The sequence below is a fragment of the Pseudomonas sp. v388 genome (assembly GCF_003935425.1).
GTDB lineage: Bacteria > Pseudomonadota > Gammaproteobacteria > Pseudomonadales > Pseudomonadaceae > Aquipseudomonas.
Genome location: NZ_RHQN01000001.1, coordinates 615030 through 636092 on the forward strand (window position 1 = coordinate 615030; position 21063 = coordinate 636092).

At 55.8% G+C, this 21063-nt stretch carries 22 protein-coding genes; 13 read left to right on the forward strand and 9 right to left on the reverse strand.

Annotation, left to right across the window (positions count from 1 at the left end):
• Positions 1-296: 296 nt before the first annotated feature.
• Positions 297-2795: a GAF domain-containing protein gene (locus EGJ27_RS02685; protein ID WP_371920831.1), complete on the reverse strand. Its 2499-nt coding sequence runs from the start codon at positions 2793-2795 to the stop codon at positions 297-299.
• Positions 2796-3309: 514 nt separating this feature from the next.
• Here EGJ27_RS02685 and EGJ27_RS02690 point away from each other — a divergent pair.
• Positions 3310-4113, forward strand: a complete 804-nt coding sequence (locus EGJ27_RS02690) for an EAL domain-containing protein (protein ID WP_125829163.1) — start codon at positions 3310-3312, stop codon at positions 4111-4113.
• Between the two features lie 86 nt (positions 4114-4199).
• Here the strand turns inward: EGJ27_RS02690 and EGJ27_RS02695 are convergent, their stop codons facing one another.
• Positions 4200-5306: a Gfo/Idh/MocA family protein gene (locus EGJ27_RS02695; RefSeq protein WP_125829164.1), complete on the reverse strand. Its 1107-nt coding sequence runs from the start codon at positions 5304-5306 to the stop codon at positions 4200-4202.
• Between the two features lie 242 nt (positions 5307-5548).
• Between EGJ27_RS02695 and EGJ27_RS24760 the strand changes: the two genes are divergently transcribed.
• Together EGJ27_RS24760 and EGJ27_RS02700 are read left to right on the forward strand one after the other, a co-directional pair.
• On the forward strand, positions 5549-5689 hold the full coding sequence (locus tag EGJ27_RS24760) for a hypothetical protein (protein ID WP_158619328.1): 141 nt from the start codon (positions 5549-5551) through the stop codon (positions 5687-5689).
• Between the two features lie 90 nt (positions 5690-5779).
• On the forward strand, positions 5780-6079 hold the full coding sequence (locus EGJ27_RS02700) for an RcnB family protein (protein ID WP_125829165.1): 300 nt from the start codon (positions 5780-5782) through the stop codon (positions 6077-6079).
• A gap of 324 nt (positions 6080-6403) precedes the next feature.
• On the opposite strand, the gene EGJ27_RS02705 is transcribed toward EGJ27_RS02700, so the two are convergent.
• Together EGJ27_RS02705 and EGJ27_RS02710 are read right to left on the reverse strand one after the other, a co-directional pair.
• On the reverse strand, positions 6404-7306 hold the full coding sequence (locus EGJ27_RS02705; protein WP_125829166.1) for a manganese catalase family protein: 903 nt from the start codon (positions 7304-7306) through the stop codon (positions 6404-6406).
• Between the two features lie 200 nt (positions 7307-7506).
• On the reverse strand, positions 7507-8007 hold the full coding sequence (locus tag EGJ27_RS02710; RefSeq protein ID WP_125829167.1) for a ferritin-like domain-containing protein: 501 nt from the start codon (positions 8005-8007) through the stop codon (positions 7507-7509).
• 240 nt (positions 8008-8247) lie between these two features.
• On the opposite strand from EGJ27_RS02710, the gene EGJ27_RS02715 reads away from it, so the two are divergent.
• Both EGJ27_RS02715 and EGJ27_RS02720 read left to right on the forward strand, forming a co-directional pair.
• On the forward strand, positions 8248-8763 hold the full coding sequence (locus EGJ27_RS02715) for a DUF4142 domain-containing protein (RefSeq protein WP_125829168.1): 516 nt from the start codon (positions 8248-8250) through the stop codon (positions 8761-8763).
• A gap of 62 nt (positions 8764-8825) precedes the next feature.
• A complete protein-coding gene (locus EGJ27_RS02720; RefSeq protein WP_125829169.1) occupies positions 8826-9104 on the forward strand; it encodes a hypothetical protein in 279 nt (92 codons plus the stop codon).
• A gap of 38 nt (positions 9105-9142) precedes the next feature.
• Here the strand turns inward: EGJ27_RS02720 and EGJ27_RS02725 are convergent, their stop codons facing one another.
• A complete protein-coding gene (locus EGJ27_RS02725; protein WP_125829170.1) occupies positions 9143-9403 on the reverse strand; it encodes a DUF1652 domain-containing protein in 261 nt (86 codons plus the stop codon).
• 108 nt (positions 9404-9511) lie between these two features.
• Here EGJ27_RS02725 and EGJ27_RS02730 point away from each other — a divergent pair, with 108 nt between their 5' ends.
• From EGJ27_RS02730 to EGJ27_RS02745, 4 genes are all read left to right on the forward strand, one after another.
• On the forward strand, positions 9512-9745 hold the full coding sequence (locus EGJ27_RS02730) for a hypothetical protein (protein ID WP_125829171.1): 234 nt from the start codon (positions 9512-9514) through the stop codon (positions 9743-9745).
• A 134-nt stretch (positions 9746-9879) separates the two neighbouring features.
• Positions 9880-11244, forward strand: coding sequence for an iron-containing redox enzyme family protein (locus EGJ27_RS02735; RefSeq protein WP_125829172.1), 1365 nt, complete (start codon positions 9880-9882; stop codon positions 11242-11244).
• Between the two features lie 35 nt (positions 11245-11279).
• The gene (locus tag EGJ27_RS02740) at positions 11280-12227 is read left to right on the forward strand and encodes a class I SAM-dependent methyltransferase (RefSeq protein ID WP_125829442.1); all 948 of its coding nucleotides are present in this window, start codon (positions 11280-11282) and stop codon (positions 12225-12227) included.
• Positions 12224-12760, forward strand: coding sequence for a hypothetical protein (locus EGJ27_RS02745; RefSeq protein WP_125829173.1), 537 nt, complete (start codon positions 12224-12226; stop codon positions 12758-12760). The genes EGJ27_RS02740 and EGJ27_RS02745 overlap by 4 nt, the downstream gene beginning before the upstream one ends.
• Positions 12761-12812: 52 nt before the next feature.
• Here EGJ27_RS02745 and EGJ27_RS02750 read toward each other — a convergent pair whose 3' ends face one another.
• Positions 12813-13043 carry a hypothetical protein gene (locus EGJ27_RS02750; protein WP_125829174.1) on the reverse strand — a complete coding sequence of 77 codons (231 nt, stop codon included), beginning with the start codon at positions 13041-13043 and terminating at the stop codon, positions 12813-12815.
• A gap of 168 nt (positions 13044-13211) precedes the next feature.
• Between EGJ27_RS02750 and ligD the strand changes: the two genes are divergently transcribed.
• The 3 genes from ligD (at position 13212) to EGJ27_RS02770 (ending at position 17504) form a co-directional block, all read left to right on the forward strand.
• Positions 13212-16667 carry a DNA ligase D gene (gene ligD / locus EGJ27_RS02755; protein ID WP_125829175.1) on the forward strand — a complete coding sequence of 1152 codons (3456 nt, stop codon included), beginning with the start codon at positions 13212-13214 and terminating at the stop codon, positions 16665-16667.
• A 23-nt stretch (positions 16668-16690) separates the two neighbouring features.
• A complete protein-coding gene (locus tag EGJ27_RS02760; RefSeq protein ID WP_125829176.1) occupies positions 16691-16915 on the forward strand; it encodes a DUF2188 domain-containing protein in 225 nt (74 codons plus the stop codon).
• Positions 16916-17285: 370 nt separating this feature from the next.
• A complete protein-coding gene (locus EGJ27_RS02770; protein WP_371920832.1) occupies positions 17286-17504 on the forward strand; it encodes a hypothetical protein in 219 nt (72 codons plus the stop codon).
• Between the two features lie 83 nt (positions 17505-17587).
• Here the strand turns inward: EGJ27_RS02770 and EGJ27_RS02775 are convergent, their stop codons facing one another.
• The 3 genes from EGJ27_RS02775 to EGJ27_RS02785 form a co-directional block, all read right to left on the reverse strand.
• Positions 17588-17992, reverse strand: a complete 405-nt coding sequence (locus EGJ27_RS02775; RefSeq protein ID WP_125829179.1) for a low affinity iron permease family protein — start codon at positions 17990-17992, stop codon at positions 17588-17590.
• A gap of 63 nt (positions 17993-18055) precedes the next feature.
• Complete coding sequence (locus EGJ27_RS02780; protein ID WP_125829180.1) at positions 18056-19114, reverse strand: M42 family peptidase; 1059 nt, start codon at positions 19112-19114, stop codon at positions 18056-18058.
• Positions 19115-19132: 18 nt separating this feature from the next.
• On the reverse strand, positions 19133-19630 hold the full coding sequence (locus EGJ27_RS02785; protein ID WP_125829181.1) for a CinA family protein: 498 nt from the start codon (positions 19628-19630) through the stop codon (positions 19133-19135).
• A gap of 196 nt (positions 19631-19826) precedes the next feature.
• Here EGJ27_RS02785 and EGJ27_RS02790 point away from each other — a divergent pair, with 196 nt between their 5' ends.
• On the forward strand, positions 19827-21050 hold the full coding sequence (locus EGJ27_RS02790) for a zinc-dependent alcohol dehydrogenase (protein WP_125829182.1): 1224 nt from the start codon (positions 19827-19829) through the stop codon (positions 21048-21050).
• The last annotated feature ends 13 nt before the right edge of the window (positions 21051-21063 follow it).

The following is a 21063-nucleotide window of genomic DNA, read 5'->3' on the forward strand; positions in this document are numbered from 1 at the left end:
GGCTCGCAGGCGTTGCAACCGTTTTGAGGGCCTCGCTGTCAAATCGGACAGGAGGATCAACTCGATGAACACGAGATCACGCCGGCAGCTGCAAAGTCTGCGTCACGTACGTGACTGGCATTTGAGCAAGGCATTGCAGGCAAAAATGGCAGGCCGAAATAGCCAAGCAGAGATGCACATGACTATTTTTCGCTGCTCAGCCCAGCAGTTGCTCCAGATGACGCCAACAGCCTCGACCATAGGACATTCATTGACTGAACCTCCGGTGCGAATCACACGATGGTGAAAAGCAGATTTTATTGGGGGATCTCGGATCGACGACGGATGTGCGCCAGCATTTCGGCCATCTCGCTTTTTCGAAAAGGTTTGTTCAGCCGTGGCAGACTAGGATCCAGACCTTCCCGCTCCGCATAGCCTGAGACGAGGAGAATGGCAACCTCAGGTCTGGAGCTATGGATAATCCTGGCCAAGTCAGTGCCATTGATGCCGGGCATGAGATGGTCTGTGACAACCAAGTCGAATGGCTGCCCTTTCTGAAACAGCGCGAGCGCCGCCTCGCCTGACGCAGCTTCAATTACTTGGTAGCCCAATTCCCCCAGCATGTAGGAGGTGCTGGCCCGGACATGCTCCTCGTCATCAACGAGCAACACGATACCCCGTGTTGATTGCGTTTCCAGACTATCAACTACGCGCGGTGGAGCCACAGGCACTGTCATGCTGCGGGGGAGCCAAAGCTCCACGTTAGTGCCCAGACCAGGCGAGCTTTGGATGGTGAGTGCGCCATTCAACTGAGATGCCAAGCCGTGCACCATCGACAGTCCAAGCCCTGTCCCTTTGCCAATGCCTTTGGTTGAGAAAAATGGCTCGATGGAGCGAGTGAGCGTCATCGCGTCCATCCCTGTTCCAGTATCCGCGACTGACAGACAGAGATAGTCACCTTGAGGAAGATGGGATCGATGTCCGATGGCTACGGACTCCATGCTGGCGGAAATCCGCATCGTCCCTCCCGACGGCATGGCATCACGCGCATTCACCGAAAGATTAAGGAGGGCCATCTCAAGCTGATTCTGATCTGCAATAGCTGCCGGCAGACCATCCGGAGCTTCGACAACAACTTTGATTTGCGGCCCCGTGGTGCTCGCCACGAGATCGCCCATATCGCTTATGAGTTTCGCTACATCCACCGAGACCGACTGGAGCGGCTGGCGACGGGCAAACGCAAGCAACCTTTGCACGAGCGTTTTTGCACGCTCTGCGGATTGCATCGCACCCAAGATCAACCGTTTTTCCCGCTCCCCCCCGACTCCTCGCCGCTGAAGCATATCCAAAGCACCAACAATGGGCGTAAGCAGGTTGTTGAAGTCGTGAGCCACTCCACCGGTAAGTTGCCCCATGGCTTCCATCTTCTGGCTCTGGCGCAGCGCTCTCTGGGCGTCCTCCCTTTCCACGAGTGCCTGGACGATCCGTTCTTCAAGTGTGGCATTGAGTTCCCGAAGCGCTTCTTCCACGCTCTTGCGCGCCGTAACGTCAATGGCGGTTCCGGTCACGCGCAAGCAGCGTCCCGAAGAATCAAAGACGCCCTTACCCTTTGCCGCTATCCATCGCACAATCCCGTCCTCTCGGCCAACAGTGCGATAATCCACTTCATAGAGTGCTCGCCGATCTGGGTCAGCGGCGGCAGTGAACGCAGCCAGAGTCGCCTCTCGATCTTCAGGGTGTAGCCCGTCATGGAAGTCTTGGAACGTGACCGGTACATCCGCCGAAATGCCGAACATGGCCTTGGTTTGGGGTGGCCAAATCAACGTATTCTGAACGAAATCCACGTCCCAAAAACCGACATCAGCATGGTCAACGGCCAAGCGTAGTCTCGCTTCGCTGGCCCTTATCGCCGAATCGGATCGAGCACGATGCACGATGATCCCCACCGTCTGAATGACAAAGTCGATGATCTCAAGATCGGCGGGAGTAGGCTCGCGGAAATCCCGGTGATACATCACGAGAACGCCCAGCAAGGAGCCTTGCGCTGAACGTATCGGGATCGACCAGCAGACATTCAGGTCATGATCGTTGGCCACGCTGCCGAACTTCGTCCAACGTGACTCATCAAACGGCAGGCCGTCTTGTACAGCGCCCGCCCTGAAAATTTTTCCGACTTGGCTGATGGTCAGTCCAGCTATAGCGCTGCGATAAACGCCGGACAGGCTTGGGGCCGCACAGTGCTCGACCTGGTGACCGTCCTCGGCCAGCAGTACGATGCTTGCCAAAAAGCCCGACATGGACAGCCCCTCAACCTCACGGACGATCTCATCAAGGGTTACGCCGAGTTCGGTTTCTTCTACTGCCAATTCCAGAACGCGATTCTGCGCAGCGCCCAAAGCAGCGGCCCGGTTGCGTGCTTGCGTGAGTCGAGCGTTTTCAATGGCAATCGTCGCCAACCGGGCGAGGCTTTCCAGCCTTTTGATCGTATCTGGATCATGTTCATGAGTTTCTGACCAGTACGCGCCCAGTGCAGCCACCGGGTTGGGACTCCCTATGGGCACCATCACCAGGCTTCGAACGAACGTCGGGGCGTAAGCGTCCTGAGGGATGCGCGGATCATTACGGACGTCAGAAATCGCTACCGTCTGCCGGTGGCGCATCACCCACCCTGAAATGCAATGATCGGCAGGAAAGCTTTGGCCCTGCCAAAGCGGAGAAACGGAGTCTTCCGCGACGTACGAGCAGTACCCTCCATCCTCAATCACTACCGCAACGCCCTCCGCACCAGTTGCGGCACGCGCAGTGTCACGAAGCACGGCAACGACTTCCTCCACAGACCTTGCTCCAACGAGCAACTCACTGGCCTTCAAAACTTGAACCAAGCGGTCTTCGCTGGCGCGATCCATTGAAATAGCAGGCAAGGGGATTTCCTAAGAAGTCCAAAGAATGGCTGAGGACAGATGTGGATAGGCGTGCGTGGAAAAGTGGCGTAGACCAATAGTGATCAACGACGATCATCAGTGTCTCAAAAACACGCGCTGCCAACACCATCCATTCAGAGGGGTAACATAGAAAATGCTACCGAGCTGAAAAAAACCAATCCACCCCATCGTTCATGTGCGCGGGCACATGAATCCATCGATTGTCGAGCTGAGAATAATGTTTAAAACAACCTTGGGTAGGTGGAGCCGCCAGTGACTCTTGCGAGCCGATGCTAAGACTACTTGGTACTTTGAGCGCCTGAACAAAAGATTCCGTGCCCGTTGCCGATATACTGACATCTCCATCCCTGACGCGCTGGACGAGTGAGAATTTCGCGGGGCTCTCCACATGACGCATCAAATGACACCTTCAACATTCAAATCCTTAGGGTGCGCCGAGTGCCGCAACCTCGAAGGCCTCGGCTTTGAGTTCACCATGGCGTTCCAGCCTGTTTTCAACGTCCGTACCGGTCAGGCCTACGCCTATGAGGCTTTGGTACGCGGGCTAGACGGTGAGTCAGCCGCAAGCATTCTCAGCAAAGTCAATGACACTAACCGATACCGTTTTGATCAGGCATGCAGGGTAAGAGCAATCGAGCTTGCTGCTGCTTTGGGCCTGCCTGCCCTTCCTGGCTGCAAGCTCAGCATCAACTTTTTGCCAAATGCTGTGTACCGGGCTGAGACATGCATTCGAGCCACCCTAGAAGCTGCACGGGTATTCCGTTTCCCGATTGAGCGCCTAATGTTCGAGGTTACGGAAGGTGAGCGTGTAGACGATCCGGATCATTTGAAATCGATCTTCCAAGAGTACGAGCGTCAAGGTTTCACCACCGCTATCGACGATTTCGGCGCAGGTTATTCAGGGCTGAATTTCCTAGCGATGTTTCAGCCGAACGTTCTGAAGATCGATATGGCACTTACTCGCGACATTGATCGAGACAGAGTACGCCGTGCCATTGTTGAGGGCATCGTCCTTGTGTCCGAACGACTAGGGATCATCGTTGTTGCTGAAGGGATCGAGACGCTTGAGGAACGAGACACACTGCTAGCCTTGGGGATCAATCTAATGCAAGGCTATCTATTTGCCAGACCGATTGTAGGTCAACTGCAGACAATGCCGGAGGCGTTGATCTCAACTCCTCGCGGAATTTAACCTCTCCCCCTGCACTCCTGAGTCACCTCTTACCCATTGGCAAGCCGACGCGTCCAGCACTGCGCTTCATTCGTCGGCTTCGCCGGTCACTCAGTTGGTGATTCGGTATTGATGAAGGGTGGTACGTCGGCCAACACCAGCTTTCGACACTGCGTGCTGCGAGGTAAGCGCCTCGCCGCTAATGGCTCCAACTTCTGCGGCAACCCAGTTTCCAGCGCTCGCTCTATCGCCACCACCACCCGGACGTCCCTCCATCCCTCATCACCATCAGGTTCAGGTGCTTGGTCATTGAGAATGCAGGTGGAGAAGTACGCCGTCTCGCCAGCGAACTGATCCACAACTGGGTGAACGTGCTCCGTGGTCTCGCCGTCGATCATCGCCCGATAACTGATCGCGACGCCTTCACCGTACCCGAAGCAGGGTGATGCCTCGATTTCACCCTTGGTACCGAGCAACTGGAAGCGCTCAGTATCCGGCAGTGTGTAGCTGACTGTGAAATGGGCTAGCCGCTCTTCCGGGAAACGCAGTGAGACGGTCACCGTGTCCCATGAGTCCAGCGGGGAGCCTGGCGTCTTTGAGCCCAAGGCCATGACCTCAATGGGCTCAGCGTTAAAAAGCTTCCTCACCATGTTCAAAGGGTAAGGCCCCATGTCCGCCACGGGGCCAGCGGCGAAACCATTTTGGTTGCGGTGGTTGCTGGCTTTGACGACTTGCGCGAAGGTCGACGTGAACACCCGAGGGTCACCGAAATCTCCGTTCTGAACACGTTCGATCATCTCCAGCGTTCCCGGCTCGCAATGGAGCCGATAGGCAACCATGAGTTTAGTGCCCGTCCGTTTTGCTGCGTCCGCCATTTCCCGGCATTCGGCTTCGGTGATTGCCATCGGTTTTTCCAGAAGAACATGAATGCCTGCGTTGAGCGCAGGAATCACATACTGGGTATGCAGGAAGTTCGGTGTTGCTACGTAGACAGCGTCAATTTCCCCGGAGGCCAGAAGCTTCGGGTACTCATCGTACGAATAAGATTTCAGGCCGTAAATTGAGGCCAAATCCTGCGCTTTGAGCGGATCCCCTGTCACCAGTGCCGTCATCACTGAGTTATCCGTCTGGCCAATTCCAGGCATGAAAGCACCCTGTGAAATCGAACCACCGGCCACTACCGCATACCGAATCTTTCCGTCAGAGCTTGGCATCATTTCCTCCTGTTGAATCGATGATTTGTACAGTGGGTGGGCAAGCTCGACCCTCCAAGGTTCCATCTATCAGCGGGCAGGTGGCAAAGTCGTCAAAGACACGAACCATCGGCGGTGCCGATCCGGCGATCTTTTAATCGGAACGATACCGGGTTGAGTCACTCCACCTTATTGACGGACTCAACGCCAGGATTTCCTGACTTCCTTCGAGCGTCCGTATCCGATCATGTGGAGCACACATCATGCAAACCATGGATGACCTCAAGAACTCTAAAGCTATGGCCAACTTCCTTTCGCGCCCAAGGCTAATTTGGGGAATGGTGATTTTCTGCGCCGGCGTGACCCTCTTGACGGTCGAGGCCGCTTCAACTTTGTACCGCTAATCACTGCTCTGTCTTCCCCTCATTTCCAGTGCGGGGCCAAGACACTCGTGACTGAACATCCTCAAAATCTACCCACCGAAGGAATGACCTATGCCGTCCAAACGACCAATTGCCGCTTTAGCCATCACCCTGTTCTGCGCAGCTTCAAGCGCTTCATTTGCGGCTGAAGAGCCCAGCGTTACGCTGGATCGCCCTGGAACTGGAGACAGAGAGTACAAGGTCGGTGATCCGGTGCCCGATGAATATCAACGCGAAAGCATGGAGGTCAAAGACTGGAAAAGTCGGCACTTGAAGGCGCCCGAGGAGCACGAGCAATGGGTGCAAATCTACGGTAAATATGCGTTGATCAGTGTGCCTACTGGCACCATCAAGGAAATGGTCAACAAGTGACTGGGGTGCGTCCAGCCGCATCGTACGGGCCACACTCATAAAAAAAGCCCGTGCAGGACACGGGCAAAAGCTTGGCTCGGGCTACTACCGGCCAAGCAATCCCTGCTTGAAGCGCTGGATGAACAAGGCCGTATGAAGGCCTCGCGCACAGGCATTAGCCTGTGACTCAAAGCTGCGGGCACAACGATCAAGCTCATTCGACACCAGTGTGTCGATTCTGCGGTCTGTGGTTGAGAATTTACGGGATGAAGAGGCCATTACAAGTATTCTCAGTTAGCGTTGGTGAGGTGGGGCAACTGTAAGCGTTGCCCCCAAGTCCACGTATCACAAAGCCGGATCAATATCTTTTTCTGACCCTTGCCCCAGGCCAGAGCCTAGGTCTGCCCCTGTCACCGGGTCGGCATCCAAGTCGGACTTCGTCCGCTCTGTCATCATGGTTAGCGTGACCGAGTCATCCTCGCCTAATGTGACCGAAGCGGTTCCATCACCACCATCCACGGCTGGATGAGGGTTCTCGACATACTCGAACTCGGCATCGCTGTTCCAAGGCCCACGCACGTTGGGCTCACCGTTGGACATGCTGAAGTAGGTGCGACTGAACTCCGGCATTCCAGGCAGCTTGCCTTGTGGGAAGTTGGGCTGAATCGAATGCAGGGCTTTTTCAAACGACAGCTGATGCGCAATCTCGCGTGTCATCAAAAAACCCAGCGCATCTTTTACGCCAGGATCGGCGGTTACATTCATTAGCCGTTCGTAGACGATTTTCGCCCGAGCCTCAGCGGCGATGTTGGAACGGAAGTCAGCGGTAGGCTCGCCGATGGTGTCGATATAAGCCGCCGTCCAAGGTACGCCCGCAGAGTTCACCAACGGTGCACCACCGCCATACAGCAAGCTGGTGATATGGGAATCATTGCCGGCGCCATTGATATCCCGATACAGCTCACCCTCCTGCTGAACACCTTCTGCCATCTTGCCCTTGGCGCCTTTGTTTAGCATGACAATGATCGAACCGATGATTTCCAAGTGACTGAGCTCTTCGGTAGCGATGTCCAGCAGCAGATCCTTACGGCCTGGATCTTCCTCGGCGAGCGCCTGTGTGAAGTAACGGGTCGCCGCCGCGAGCTCGCCCTGAGCCCCGCCAAATTGTTCCAGAAGCAGATTCGCCAAACCTGGATTTGGTTCAGCAACGCGCACGGTGTATTGCAAACGCTTGTTATGCAAGAACATGGTATTACTCCCATCCTTAGCTATTTTTAGACGCACTCGAGCCCAAGCCCGATATTGCTCACGGTTTACTACTTAGGAATCAACTTCAGCTGCTCAGCCGACACTCAACTCTGCATGCTCGACTTATACATAGTTTCAGCTTTGTACAGGTTCAGTCTCATGGTTAGTTCGCGGCACCGAAATGGCTATGACGCAGTCCATCACTTTTTAGCGAGCGTCGCTGCTTGGTTACCGCCCTCATCGGCGATGGCCGAAAGCTTCTCATCGGCGGCCTTTTCTTCCACCAGCGTTTCGGCCAAGAGATTGGCAGCGTCAGTCATTCCAAGGTGTTTAGCCATCGCGATGAGCGTGCCGTAGCTCGCTATCTCGTAGTGCTCAACCTTCTGGCAGGCCCCAATAAGCGCGGCGTCCAGCACCTCACCCTTCTCGATTTCATCAAGCAGTTCTTTGCTCTCCTCCACGAGACCTTCCATCGCAACACACTTCATGCGCTTGAGCTTCAGTCCGGCTTGTTCAACGAGTTGATCAATGCGTTCGATCTGGCCCTGGGTCTCTTCCAGGTGAGAGGTAAAAGCTTCTGCAAGCTTCGGATTGGTCGAGGCACGCGCCAAGCGAGGAAGTGCCTTAGTAATCTGTTTTTCCGCGCTGTAAACATCGGAAAGTTCGTGAATAAACAAATCATCCACAGTGGTTCTAGCCATGATTAAGTCCTCGTCTAATCGGTACTGGGTTAGAGCAGATACAGCAAAATAACGCGCCCTGCTAATTACTCGACCCAAGCCAAACGGCGCGCGTTCTTAAAACTGATCACCTGACCGACCAGTGGTAGCTAGCGCCTTTAATTTCCACCACTGGGCAAATAGCGCTGAACGTAATTTACGGGCATTACTCACAAGCCCATGGGCGCTAATGCCCATCATGGAATGATGAGGAAAATCTAAATGGCTAAGTTACTGAACACTTGCGCCTTTACCCTGCTGATTGGCCTGAGAGCTCAAAGTGCCTTTGCAGCACAGGATAACGACGACTTCGTTGAGGACGCCTCAGCCAAAGGCGTAGCGGAAGTCGAGGCCGGGAAACTGGCTCAGGAAAAGGGCACCGCCGCTGACGTCAAAAGCTTTGCCGACATGATGGTCAAAGACCACACCGCTGCAAACGCCAAACTTAAATCGATTGCTGATGCCAAGAATCTTGAGGTTTCTGACAGTGCTGAACTGATCGACAAAGCAAAGGCCATGATTCTTGAGCTGCGAAGCGCCAAGTCGTTTGATCAGGCGTACGCGAACAACCAGGTCAAAGCTCACGAAGCGACCATTGAGCTGTTCGAGAAGGAGGCGTCCGAGGGCAAGGATGCGGAACTCAAAGCTTTCGCGACTGACACCCTGCCAAAACTAAAGGCTCACCTGGAGCATGCCAAGGCGCTGGCAAAAGCCCATGGCGGTGATGCCGCGAACTGACGTCACTTGCGCCCCCCCTCTCAACGGCGGCGCTTTCACTAGGTGCAGAAAAGGATTTCGTTATGGTCATCTCTTACGACGGTATCGCTTCACTATGCGTTTCTGCCGGCGAGGATCCATCGGACATACGCCACCTGCACACTATCGCCTTCATCAAGCTCAGGAGTGAATATCCCACAGGAGCGGGTTTGGTGGACTTCGTGGGTCATCTGAATCGTCCAACAGGATTCAAACATGTGCAGATTTGCACATCGGCAGGGCCTTCGCTCTCAGGGGAAATTATTGATTATCTGGAGCACGGCAGCGGGGGCTGGATCAGGTTTGAGGTAGGTGGATCATGATCCGTGGCTTCCACCTACTGGAGACGTGAAACTCTCAGCTATGCGATTTTATGAGGTAGGTGTGTGTTGGCTTGAGACATGGCGGTGAACTCGTTTCGAAGCTCTCCTATCAACTCCGAGATGGCACGACTGGTACCCAACGTCGCGACATCAATCCCGCCTACCGCCAAGTTGGCGCCGGTGCTTCGGTCAATGATCTCGATGGTCAACTCATTGGCTGTGGTGGATGTACATCGGCATTCAAGCGGCAGAAAACCCGATTCGATGATGTGCCGTAATTCAAGCAGAGAAATTGACATGGTGTTTTCCTTCTTGTGTGAGCGGTCGACTCCCTCGCAGTTGTCTTAATTCCATCTTTCGGCGGGACGGCTACGAGAGAAATCTACCCATCACCCGTAGGAGGCTGCATGCGCCGATCTCGTCAAAACGCTGAATCAGAAGTAGCAGGCCATCTACGCGGGCTGCGTAGGGCAATCCAGGCCCTTGCCGAGCACCACACCTCTGAGCCCCATGAGCTTTCAGGCCATCAGACGGTTGAGTCACGGCAGAGCCTGCTGCTCAGCTTCGAACGTTTGGAAGCCTGTGTCGACGAGATGCAAGAGATCCTCGTAACCATCATGGAAGCCACAAGGGATGATTGAGGCGCCAGAGATCTTGACCTCGCCCTTTAGCTCATGCGCTTGGCGTTATTTGTCCAGGCTCCTCAAAGTTCGTTGAATTAATCCTCCAGGCCTTTCTCTCACCTACATACCAAGAAAACTGTGTAGGCCTACCTATGACTTCTCTGCGAAGTGTCGCTGACTGCCTGATCTCGAAACCGACGCAAGCATCAGACGCGGTCTCCATCTATCACGCCCTCTTGAACCGGCCTCAGGACGTCGCCTTTCCGGTGGTTCAGGAATTTCTGAACGATCAATTGATGCTAGCCACCCAGCACAGTGACGCCGCAGGGCTTCCTGATGACCTCAACAACTGGGCAGCGTGGATCGAGGGCAACGCCAGTCAGGTCGCAAGCGCCTATCGCGAATATCTGGATGGTCGACACGCGGGGTGTGGCCGAAAATTCTTTACCAGCAAAGCCCACGCCTTGTATTTCCTGCAGCACGTGGCGCCGACCAAGCTGGTCGATGGTGCATGGCTGTATGACGCTGTGCATCATGGCGGTGACTGGCGATATCACCCGCTGATCCGCACCTATCTTGAAGAGCTGGGCGATGGCGACCCCGCACTGAACCATGTGGTGCTCTATCGCAAGCTGCTGGCGGATCATGACTGCGCTCCCACTGAACTGCTCGATCAGGAACACCACGTACAGGGCGCCATCCAGCTGGCATTGGGTCATGCTGGCAGTGACTACCTGCCTGAGGTGCTGGGCTACAACTTGGGTTATGAACAACTGCCGTTGCATCTGTTGATCACCGCATTCGAGCTCAACGAACTCGGCATCGACCCCTACTATTTCACGCTGCATGTCACCATCGACAACGCGAGCACGGGCCACGCCCATAAAGCCGTACAGGCCGCCATTGATCTCTTGCCCATGGACGACTCGCGAGGGAAGTTCATTGCGCGCATGCGCACAGGCTATTTGCTCAATGAGCTGGGAACAGGCACCAGGGCTGTGATCTCAAGCTTCGAACTGGAGCATGAAGTCGTCGCCATGCTGGAGCGCAAACGTTCGTTCGGCCAGCACATGCATTCTGATTACTGCCGTCTTGATGGCCTGACCGTCAATGAATGGCTTTCTGAACCCGGACAATGCCGGGCTTTTCTTGCAGCGCTGGAACACAAAGGCTGGATCAAACGACATCAAGATCCGGCTGATAGCCGTTTCTGGCAACTGATCGACGGCCCGGGTGCCGTGATGTTCGGAGTCTTCAGTGGCTACGAAATGCAGCTACTGCGGGACTGGATTGCTGGTGACTGGCAGCCAGAAAACCAGGCGAAAAAAGCCAATCCATTTCGCGCGCAATTCCGTCGACGTGCGACCCATGTGGAGCTACCGGCGTCGACCTCAGGTGCCATATCCGTTGAGCGATTGACCGCCCTCCTGTCCCCCTCCCTGCATTCAACTCCAGACGGCCTGAATGCGACCCGAGCGTTCTCCCGTCAACTTGCTGAAGGATCTTCAATCCGATGAGCCAAGCCATTGTGCGTTCCCAGTCTCTCGATGTAATCAACCCCGAAGACCAAACTCATGATCTCGCCCTGCTGCAGTTAGGCCGGCGTCTTTTGGCTGATGGGTACCGATTCACCACGGTCACTCCCCTCACCCATCAGCGCAACAACGCTCGTGAGGAAAATCATCAGGCTCGCGACTTGCGGGATATTTTCGGCTGGAACAGACCTTTTGCTACCGAGCTTCTCCCCGAAGCTGAGCTTGAGGCCCTGCTCAGCAGAGCCATCCTGCGCGCGCATGCTGGCCTGTGGATCAGCGAAGTGCGCTGGTCAAGCCTGCATGACCATTTGTTCGTGCACTCGGCGTTTCCCACTGTCTCCAACGACTCAGTATTCTTTGGCCCCGACACATACCGATTTGCCCAGGCCATTGAGGAGCACCTGCGCACTTCGACCCATCCCATCCGCACTGCAGTGGATATAGGCTGCGGCAGTGGCGCGGGCGCCATCCTGATCGCCAAGGCCAGGCACGATGCCCAGGTACTGGCGTTGGACATCAACCCCACAGCGCTGAGGTTTACCGCAGTCAATGCAGCGCTGGCCGAGACGGAAAACGTTTCTGCGTGGCACAGCGATCTGATGGACAGTGCCTCAGGTGAATTCGATCTGATCGTCGCCAACCCGCCCTACATGCAGGACAGCCAGAAACGGGCCTATCGCCACGGTGGAGATCGCCTGGGTTCGGCGTTGTCGGTGCGTATTGTGGATCAGGCCATGAGTCGCCTCACCGTAGGCGGCAGCCTCGTTCTCTATACGGGTTCACCTTGGGTCGAGGGTGTGGATCTGTTTCTTGAACACGCCCGGCCATTGATCGATAAAGCCGGCTACAGCTGGTCTTATCGTGAGGTCGATCCTGATGTCTTTGGAGAAGAACTGGAGACTGAGATCTACTCCCGTGCGGAACGGATTGCAGCGGTCGTACTGACCGTGACCAGGCTCTCATGAGCCACATCGTCACCCAGCGATCTGAGGCTGACGTAAAGGATACTTCTGACGCGATCATGTTCGGATCGCTGAAAGATCGCTTGGACTTCTATCGAAAAGAAATTGAGTACGAAACGACCATGCTTTCAAATCGGACAAACGCCTATTTGGGGGCGCAGTCGTTTCTGGTGATCGCCTACTGCTCATCCATGGCAAACATCAATCCGCAATGGGGCAACATTTTCTCGCTGGTGGTCTCAATTCTTTTGTCAGTCCTGGGTCTGATCACTTCGCTGCATGCCTGGTCGGGTATAAAGGCTGCGTACGAGATCATCGACCACTGGTATCTGAAGCAAAGCAATCTGTTGCACGGCCAGCCCAAAATGAGCGATGCCTACGACGATTCTCCATTGTTCGCGAAACGGGAATCCAATGAGCGTGGGTACCGAGATGCCTTGAAGTTTTCGATGCGCTCGCCCTGGATCTTTTCTACCCTGTGGATTCTGCTGGGCGGGTTCTCTGGACTCATTCACTTCATCGCGATCAAGGTCTGATAAAAAAGCCGCCTTTGAAAGACGGCCTTCACTATCATTAACGCCTCTAACCTCAGCGTTGCGGTGGATGCTCCTGAGACACGGAGTCATTGGCTTCTACGTCCGACATGTCTTCGTCCACCAGGATGTCCCCGTCGAGGATTGACGCCGGTTCGTTGTCCTTAGACTCATCCCCATCGCTGCCGAGGGGCGGATTGGGCATGACGTCAGGACGGCCAGGCTCCAATGGCTTGATCGCGTCATTGGCATCTCTGTCATCACCGGGTATTGCGGAACTGTTCATAAGCACCTCGCTCGACCACGAAAGAGTCGCGATCTACAGATTCGAAATCGCTTTGTGCTTCCCGTTCGATCAAGTTCTCGAACGATCATTCCCCCGTGATAAATCGCGAACTCCTCCCCCTGCAAACCCTCACATGAGTAGGCTCGGACTGCTGGAAGGTACGCAAAGGTGCAAGACCTGAAGATCGCCACGTACAACGTCAACGGCATCGGCGCGCGACTGCCCAATCTATTGCAGTGGCTAGCGCGCGAGAAGCCCGACATTGTGTGCCTGCAGGAGCTCAAGGCGCCGGACAAGAACTTTCCCGGCAAGGACATAGAAGCGGCGGGCTACGGGTCGCTACACCTTGGTCAGACCTCCTGGAACGGCGTGGCCATTCTGGCCCGCGACGCGCAGCCGCAACTCATCCATAAGGGCCTGCCTGGAGAAGAAGCCGATACCCAGGCACGTTATCTTGAGGCTGCCGCCCACGGTGTGATCGTCGGCTGTCTTTACCTGCCAAACGGCAACCCCCAACCGGGCCCGAAGTTCGACTACAAACTTCGATGGTTCGAGCATTTGATCGAGCATGCCAAAGCATTGCAGGCCAGTGAGCATCCAGTGGTGTTGGCGGGAGACTTTAACGTCGTCCCCTCCGACGAGGATATCTACAACCCACGCTCTTGGTTAAAAGATGCCCTGCTTCAACCTGAGAGCCGCGACGCCTACAAACGGCTGCTGGCTCAAGGCTGGATGGACTCGGTTAGGCATCTGTATCCCGACGAACGCATTTACACATTCTGGGATTATTTTCGTCAGCACTGGCAAAAAAATTCGGGGCTGCGCATCGACCACCTCCTGCTAAACCCGGTACTGGCGCCACGTCTTAGGGATGCGGGCGTCGACGCGTGGGTGCGCGGCGAGGAGCACGCGAGCGACCACGCACCTACCTGGATTCGTATCGGGAATGCGTCACAGAAGCCGAAAAAGAAAACCCGGAAGAAAAGCCCATCCGCCTCCTCGCCGCCAGCTCCCAGCGAAACCCATTTGAGCCTTGACGAGTACAACCGCAAACGTGACTTCAACGCGACGTCCGAGCCATCGGGCGGCAGCGACCACAAACGTGGCTCAACGAGGAAGGCTTCCGAGCAAGCGCTTCAGTTTTGTATTCAGAAGCATGATGCATCCCGGCTTCATTATGATTTTCGGCTGGAACTGGATGGCACGTTGAAGAGCTGGGCCGTACCCAAGGGCCCTTCCGTTGACCCCAAAGCGAAACGCCTGGCCGTGCATGTCGAAGATCACCCCATCGATTATGCGACGTTTGAAGGCAGCATCCCAAAGGGCCATTACGGCGCTGGAGATGTCATCGTGTGGGATCGGGGCATCTGGAAGCCATTGTCAGACCCCGCCGAAGCCTACGCCAAGGGACGACTGAAATTCGAGTTGCAGGGCGAAAAGCTTGGCGGCGTATGGAACCTAGTGAAGACCCATATTCCCGGCAAACAGGAGCAATGGTTCCTGATCAAGCATCAGGACGAATTCGCTCGTGCCGAATCGGATTACGACATCGTCAAGGAACAGCCCGACAGCGTGTTGAGCGAACGGACAATCGTGGCCAGGAAAAGGGGTGGCAAAGCTGCCGAACCGAGAGCCGTCGAGAAAGTGCCAGCACGCAAGAAAAGGCCTGCGAAAGCCAAGCTTGAAGGGGCACAGGCGGCAGACCTCCCTGACACTATCAAACCGGAGCTGGCGACGCTGGTGGAATCGGCCCCCGACGGCGAATGGCGCTACGAGATCAAGTTCGACGGCTACAGGATCATGGCGCGCGTGGATCACGGAAAAGTCCAGCTGTTCACGCGCAATGGCCATGACTGGACGCACAAGCTCCCGCGCCAAGCCGAAGCCATCGCCGGTCTCGGGCTGGCCTCTGCCTGGCTGGACGGCGAGATGGTGGTCGCCAACGAGGACGGTGTCCCTGACTTCCAGGCATTGCAGAACGCGTTCGAATCCGAGCGCAGCGGCAATATCGTTTACTACCTGTTCGACATGCCCTTCCTCAACGGTATGGATTTACGCGAGGTGCCGGTCGAGCAAAGGCGCGCCGCCTTGGCCAAAGTGCTGGAAGCCAGCGAGGACGAAATACTTAGGTTTTCCGAAGATTTTGGTGAAGCCCCCGACGCCCTGCTCAACAGCGCCTGTCAGATGAAGATGGAGGGCCTGATCGGCAAGCGCGTCGGCAGCACTTACGTGTCGCGGCGTAGCGGTGACTGGATCAAGCTTAAGTGCAAGCGCCGGCAGGAGTTCGTGGTGGTCGGCTACACCGAGCCAAAGGGCGCTCGGAGCAAATTCGGCGCGCTGCTGCTGGGGCTTCACGATGCCGATAGCGGCGAGCTGCGTTTCTCGGGCAAGGTCGGGACAGGCTTCAACGAAGCCACGCTGAACACCATCTTCCATCAGCTCGTCCCGCTGGAAGTGAAGAAAGCGACCGTGGTCAATCCACCCACCGGCTTCGAGGCCAAGGGTGTGCACTGGCTCAAGCCCCAACTGCTGGCCGAGGTGGCGTTCGCTGAAATCACCAAGGATGGCTCGGTCAGACACGCGGTGTTCCACGGTTTGCGCACGGACAAGCCGGCAAAGTCCATCACCGAAGAGCGCCCTGCAGCGCCTTCAGATACCGAGAAGACCGCCACTGCGAAAGCCGCTCGAGCCGAAACCCGCAAGGTTGTCCCAATCAAAAAATCAGAATCTGCTTCCCCGGCGACATCGGGAAAGATCCGGTTAACCCACCCCGAGCGGGTCATTGACCCTACCAGTGGTTCGACCAAGCGCGATCTGGCGGATTACTACATCAGCATCTGCGACTGGCTGCTACCACAGTTAGCTCATCGACCCGTGGCGCTGGTCAGAGCTCCTGAGGGCATCACCGGCGAGCTGTTCTTTCAGAAAAACGCCGACCGGCTGGCAATCCCCGGCATTGAGACCATGGGCAAGGTGTACACCGGCCACCCGGTAATGCTGATCAACAATCCCGAAGCCCTGATCGGCGCCGTGCAGATGAGTGCAATGGAGCTGCACACCTGGAATGCCGTTTCCACAGATCTGGAGCGGCCCGACAGATTCATCCTCGACCTTGACCCGGATCCCGCGCTGCCTTGGAAAAGCATGGTGGAGGCCACCCAATTGACCTTGGCCGTCCTCGATGAACTGGGACTCGAATCATTCCTAAAGACCAGCGGCGGCAAAGGCATTCACGTGGTCGTGCCTCTGACGCCCAAGGCCGACTGGGAGGCCGTAAAAGGCTTTAGCCATGCCATCGTCAAACACATCGCCAAGCTGCTGCCGGATCGCTTCTCAGCCGTCTCGGGGCCGAAAAACCGGGTGGGACGTATCTTCATCGACTACCTGCGTAATGGCCTGGGCGCCACGACGATCAGCGCCTACTCAGTTCGCACGCGCGAGGGGCTTCCGGTCTCGGTACCCATCTTTCGGGAGGAGCTGCTTGAGATCAAAGGCGCCAATATCTGGAACATTCGAAACCTTCATGAACGCCTGGGACAGCTGGACAGTGACCCATGGGCCGATTTGCCGTCGACCCGGCAAACCATCACCGCCGAAATGCGTCGGCGTGTTGGCATCAAATAGCGGGATAACCCGAGGAGAACATCATGGACAACTACCAGATCACCAAAACCGATAAAGGCTGGGCACTCACTAAGCAGGGCGCTGGTCGCGCATCTAAAACCGCCTCGACTAAAGCGGAGATAACGTCGCTCGCTAGCGAGTTCCTTGAGGGTAAAACAGCCTCACTGAAGATTCATAAGGAGGACGGCACGATCCAGGAAGAGCGTACCTACCCAAGAGCTGCTGACCCTACGAAGACAAAAGGCTGACATCATCACCGACGATGGTTGTTCAACATAGGTGACGACATGGAGTGGGTTCAATGGCCGGCAATGATGGCGATAGTTTTAGCCGCTTGGCTCGTCGGGTCGAAGCGAGCCGAGCGTCGGACTATGGCTTTCGCCGTCTTCATTATCGGCAATCTGCTGTGGGTTCTCTGGGGACTCCATGTCGAAGCGTATGCCGTTGCGCTGCTAGACATAGTGCTCTGTGGCATGAATGTCAGAGGATTTCTAAAAAACCGGGCCGCAGTTTTAAAGGACGCACGCGGTGCGGCGGAATAATGGGTGAGCAGCCTTCACTCAACTTATCTTGGGAATCAAACTATTGAACATTGTGGACTGGCTGCAATGGCCGGCGATGGTTGTGACCGTGATAGCCGCGTGGCTCATAGGCTCGCAGCAACCTCGTCGACGCATGATGGGATTCTGGGCTTTCATCGCGAGTAATGTCTTGTGGGTCATCTGGGGTTGGCCTGCCCAAGCCTACGCGCTGATCATTCTGCAAATCGCCTTGTTTGCACTGAACCTTCGGGGTTTCAAAAAAAACCTGCACCATCATCAATCCCGTAAGCCTTGACTGCGCTGGATAGTCCATCGGAACCATTAACTATCACAGCGCATTCACTATTCGAGCAAGCTCACCGTTGGATTTGCGTAGATCTAGTTAGCGGTGTTTTGATTGGAGGAATCGCCAGGCGTGGAATCAGGATCGTTGACCTCATCAGCGCCCAGCGCCTTGTACCGCTTTCTGAGCGCCGCTAGCTCTTTCTGATCGAGGTTGTCCAAGCTGAGCACGGCATTCTGAGCATCTTTGGTCACCCGCAAAAGCTCATCAATCTTGATGTGCATGATGTCCGTATCACGGTTCTGGGTGTTCTGGATCAGGAAAACCATCAGAAAGGTGATGATGGTGGTGGAGGTGTTGATCACTAGCTGCCAGGCATCGTTGTAGTGAAACCATGGCCCGGAAGCCGCCCATAAAACCACCAGCGTGATTGCAGTCAAAAACGTCTTCGGGCTGCCCATCCATTTCGATAACCGCTCGGAAAACTTCCAAAATTTCATCATGGCACTCCCACGTTAGATAAATGATCTGACCTGAGTGACCACTGAAAATTCTTGTTACATCTAGACCGGGAGATCACCGGTAAGCAATTGCACAAGTGTCGACGAACAGGCCGCGATCCCGTCCCTAAGAACAACTTCAAAGCCGTGGGTGTTTTCAGTGGGTATCGCTATACAGCCCACCTTACCCATCACGCCGACACTCAAGATCGCGCTGGCATCGGAGGCAAAGTCGATGAGCAAAGCAACCTGGGCTTCGTATCCGCAGTCACGCACCGCCGTTATCAGCGCATCGGTAACCTGGCGGCTGTAGTGACCTTTTTCATCACCAGCAACGATGATCGGGTTCGCAGAGAGCACCGTGCCGTACTCCTCGGCAATGGGCCCGACTTCCACGGCGATGGCTGTTCTGCAAGACAGATGGCGCGCCGCGAATAGTGCGCCAGCGTTGGTTTCCTCCTCCATGGTGGTAAAGGCAAGGTACACGTCCTGCTTGAGCTCTGACCGCCGGCTAAAAAGCTGTGCTGCGGCATTCAATACCGCCAGGACGGGAGCCCGGTCGTCGAGAAAGTGGGCTGCCACTGCATCTTGCAAAGGAAACGGTTTGCGCCAGTGCCGACTCATCACTACCCGCGTGCCGGGTCTAATACCGGCTGCCTCAAGTTGCTCTCGACAAAGTCGGGTGACTACATGCACGTCTTCCCAATAGACATTACCGGTCTGGACATCACGACCCTGTTTTGAATCGGCTGTGAGATGCATGCTGCCGAAAGAAAGCACTCCGGGACACTCCTGCGTATCACCCAGGATATCAACCGGACACATACCAAAATTGACTGGATTGGCGCCGCCTAACGCTACCACCTGCAAGGTGCCATCGTCGTTGATCCGCTTGACTGTCATCGCGATTTCATCAAGGTGCGCCATGACCAGTAAACCACCGGCGCCATCGCTTTTTGCTGACTGTGCTCGAATCAGTCCCACCAGATTACCGGCATCATCAATCCACGTTTCGTCGCAATACTGTTGGAGCTCTTTTCGGCACACCTCACGGACTTCGAACTCTTCTCCACCTGGCCCACGAGCCATCAGCAACTGTTCCAAAAGAGTTTCTTCAGTCATCCATACATCTCCTGATCTCTAAGCCGTCTGACCTGCGAGCATGCGCTGGTGGAAATGAGGCAGGTGCTCTAGTGCATATAGCGCGGCATCGTGCTGCATGGTTTCGCGCTCGCCGAAAAAGCGATGCTTGCGAGTGAACACGCAATAGCGATCCGCATCCACGAATCCCCAAGCGAAACAGACAGTGCCTGCCGGAATGCCATCAACGTCTTCGTTGCCGCATAAACCGGTCGTAGCAATGGCGACCGTTGCAGGGCTATCCCGAAGTGCGCCCATCGCCATTTCCCCTGCCACCTCCACGCTGGTGAGATTGAAATCAGCAATCGTCTTGGCACTAACCCCGAGTAGGCGCTGCTTGGCTTCCGGGGAATACACCACGAAGCCACATTCGACCAACGAACCGCTTCCTGGTATTTCAGCGAGCAATGCAACGATCCGACCTGCGGTGCATGACTCCGCCGTAGCCAGAATCAATCCCTGTTTTTTCAGATATTCCACCGTCCCTTCTACGATCATCAAACACCTCAGCGCTCGACCATTGCTCCGCGCATAAGCTCTGACCCATGGAGACAGCAATCCTCTCGGATTTCATGACCCCATTCTTACCAGAGGCGCTCAGCCGCCCACTGATCCTCTTGTTCAGGAAAATCCTGAACGAACACCGCATCCACTGCTCCGCTGTATACAGCCCTTAAAACTGAGGAGTTAGTCCATGAGAGCACTTACCTACCACGGCGCCCATGACGTGAAGGTGGATACCGTTCCAGATCCCGTGATCGAGCAGCCGGATGACATCATCCTGCGGGTCACGGCGACGGCGATATGCGGTTCAGATCTGCACCTGTATCGCGGCAAGATCCCGACAGTGGAGCATGGCGACATCTTCGGCCATGAGTTCATGGGCATCGTTGAAGAAACGGGTTCTGCCGTAACCGCTGTCCAACGGGGTGACCGGGTAGTGATTCCATTCGTGATTGCCTGTGGCGACTGTTTCTTCTGCCAACAGGACTTGTTCGCGGCTTGTGAAACGACCAACACCGGGCGAGGGGCGATCATCAACAAAAAAGCCATTCCACCGGGCGCGGCGCTCTTCGGTTTCAGCCATCTTTATGGCGGCATCCCGGGTGGCCAAGCTGAGTACGTGCGGGTGCCGAAAGCAAACACCGGCCCGTTCAAAGTTCCGGGCACACTGGCTGACGAGAAGGTGTTGTTCCTCTCGGACATCCTTCCCACTGCGTATCAGGCGGTGACCAATACGGGAATCGGGCAAGGCTCCAGCATCGCCATCTATGGCGCTGGCCCAGTCGGCCTCCTCTGCGCAGCGGTTGCCCGGATGCTGGGTGCGGATCGCGTCTTTATGGTTGACCATCACCCCTACCGCCTCGCCTATGCGCAGGCCACCTATGGCGTTGTACCGATCAATTTCGATGAAGACGACGACCCTGCCGACACGATCATTCGGCAGACTCCGGGCATGCGAGGCGTGGACGGTGTGGTGGATGCAGTGGGCTTTGAGGCCAAGGGCAGCACGACAGAGACGATCCTGGCCACCTTGAAGCTGGAAGGCAGTAGCGGCAAGGCACTACGCCAATGCATCGCGGCAGTACGGCGTGGCGGCACCGTCAGTGTCCCAGGCGTCTACTCCGGATTCATTCACGGCTTCCTGTTCGGCGACGCCTTCGACAAAGGCCTGACGTTCAAGATGGGTCAGACCCATGTGCAGCGCTTTTTGCCAGAGCTGCTTGAGCATATTGAACTCGGCCACCTCTCCCCCGAAGCAATCATTACCCATCGTATGTCGCTGGAGCAGGCGGCAGAGGGCTACAAAATCTTTGACAAGAAACAGGAAGACTGCCGCAAGGTCATCCTTACTCCGGGCAGCAGTGACATCGTGCTGCCAGAAACTGACGATCCGGTGAGCGTTCCTGCCATGTAACGATCACCGCGAC

Excerpts from the sequence above, each read along its gene's own strand:
- EGJ27_RS02690 (WP_125829163.1), top strand. The coding sequence starts at position 3,310 with ATGACGCATCAAATGACACCTTCAACATTCAAATCCTTAGGGTGCGCC.
- EGJ27_RS02695 (WP_125829164.1), bottom strand. The coding sequence starts at position 5,306 with ATGCCAAGCTCTGACGGAAAGATTCGGTATGCGGTAGTGGCCGGTGGT.
- EGJ27_RS24760 (WP_158619328.1), top strand. The coding sequence starts at position 5,549 with ATGCAAACCATGGATGACCTCAAGAACTCTAAAGCTATGGCCAACTTC.
- EGJ27_RS02700 (WP_125829165.1), top strand. The coding sequence starts at position 5,780 with ATGCCGTCCAAACGACCAATTGCCGCTTTAGCCATCACCCTGTTCTGC.
- EGJ27_RS02705 (WP_125829166.1), bottom strand. The coding sequence starts at position 7,306 with ATGTTCTTGCATAACAAGCGTTTGCAATACACCGTGCGCGTTGCTGAA.
- EGJ27_RS02710 (WP_125829167.1), bottom strand. The coding sequence starts at position 8,007 with ATGGCTAGAACCACTGTGGATGATTTGTTTATTCACGAACTTTCCGAT.
- EGJ27_RS02715 (WP_125829168.1), top strand. The coding sequence starts at position 8,248 with ATGGCTAAGTTACTGAACACTTGCGCCTTTACCCTGCTGATTGGCCTG.
- EGJ27_RS02720 (WP_125829169.1), top strand. The coding sequence starts at position 8,826 with ATGGTCATCTCTTACGACGGTATCGCTTCACTATGCGTTTCTGCCGGC.
- EGJ27_RS02725 (WP_125829170.1), bottom strand. The coding sequence starts at position 9,403 with ATGTCAATTTCTCTGCTTGAATTACGGCACATCATCGAATCGGGTTTT.
- EGJ27_RS02730 (WP_125829171.1), top strand. The coding sequence starts at position 9,512 with ATGCGCCGATCTCGTCAAAACGCTGAATCAGAAGTAGCAGGCCATCTA.
- EGJ27_RS02735 (WP_125829172.1), top strand. The coding sequence starts at position 9,880 with ATGACTTCTCTGCGAAGTGTCGCTGACTGCCTGATCTCGAAACCGACG.
- EGJ27_RS02745 (WP_125829173.1), top strand. The coding sequence starts at position 12,224 with ATGAGCCACATCGTCACCCAGCGATCTGAGGCTGACGTAAAGGATACT.
- EGJ27_RS02750 (WP_125829174.1), bottom strand. The coding sequence starts at position 13,043 with ATGAACAGTTCCGCAATACCCGGTGATGACAGAGATGCCAATGACGCG.
- EGJ27_RS02760 (WP_125829176.1), top strand. The coding sequence starts at position 16,691 with ATGGACAACTACCAGATCACCAAAACCGATAAAGGCTGGGCACTCACT.
- EGJ27_RS02770 (WP_371920832.1), top strand. The coding sequence starts at position 17,286 with ATGGTTGTGACCGTGATAGCCGCGTGGCTCATAGGCTCGCAGCAACCT.
- EGJ27_RS02775 (WP_125829179.1), bottom strand. The coding sequence starts at position 17,992 with ATGAAATTTTGGAAGTTTTCCGAGCGGTTATCGAAATGGATGGGCAGC.
- EGJ27_RS02780 (WP_125829180.1), bottom strand. The coding sequence starts at position 19,114 with ATGACTGAAGAAACTCTTTTGGAACAGTTGCTGATGGCTCGTGGGCCA.
- EGJ27_RS02785 (WP_125829181.1), bottom strand. The coding sequence starts at position 19,630 with ATGATCGTAGAAGGGACGGTGGAATATCTGAAAAAACAGGGATTGATT.
- EGJ27_RS02790 (WP_125829182.1), top strand. The coding sequence starts at position 19,827 with ATGAGAGCACTTACCTACCACGGCGCCCATGACGTGAAGGTGGATACC.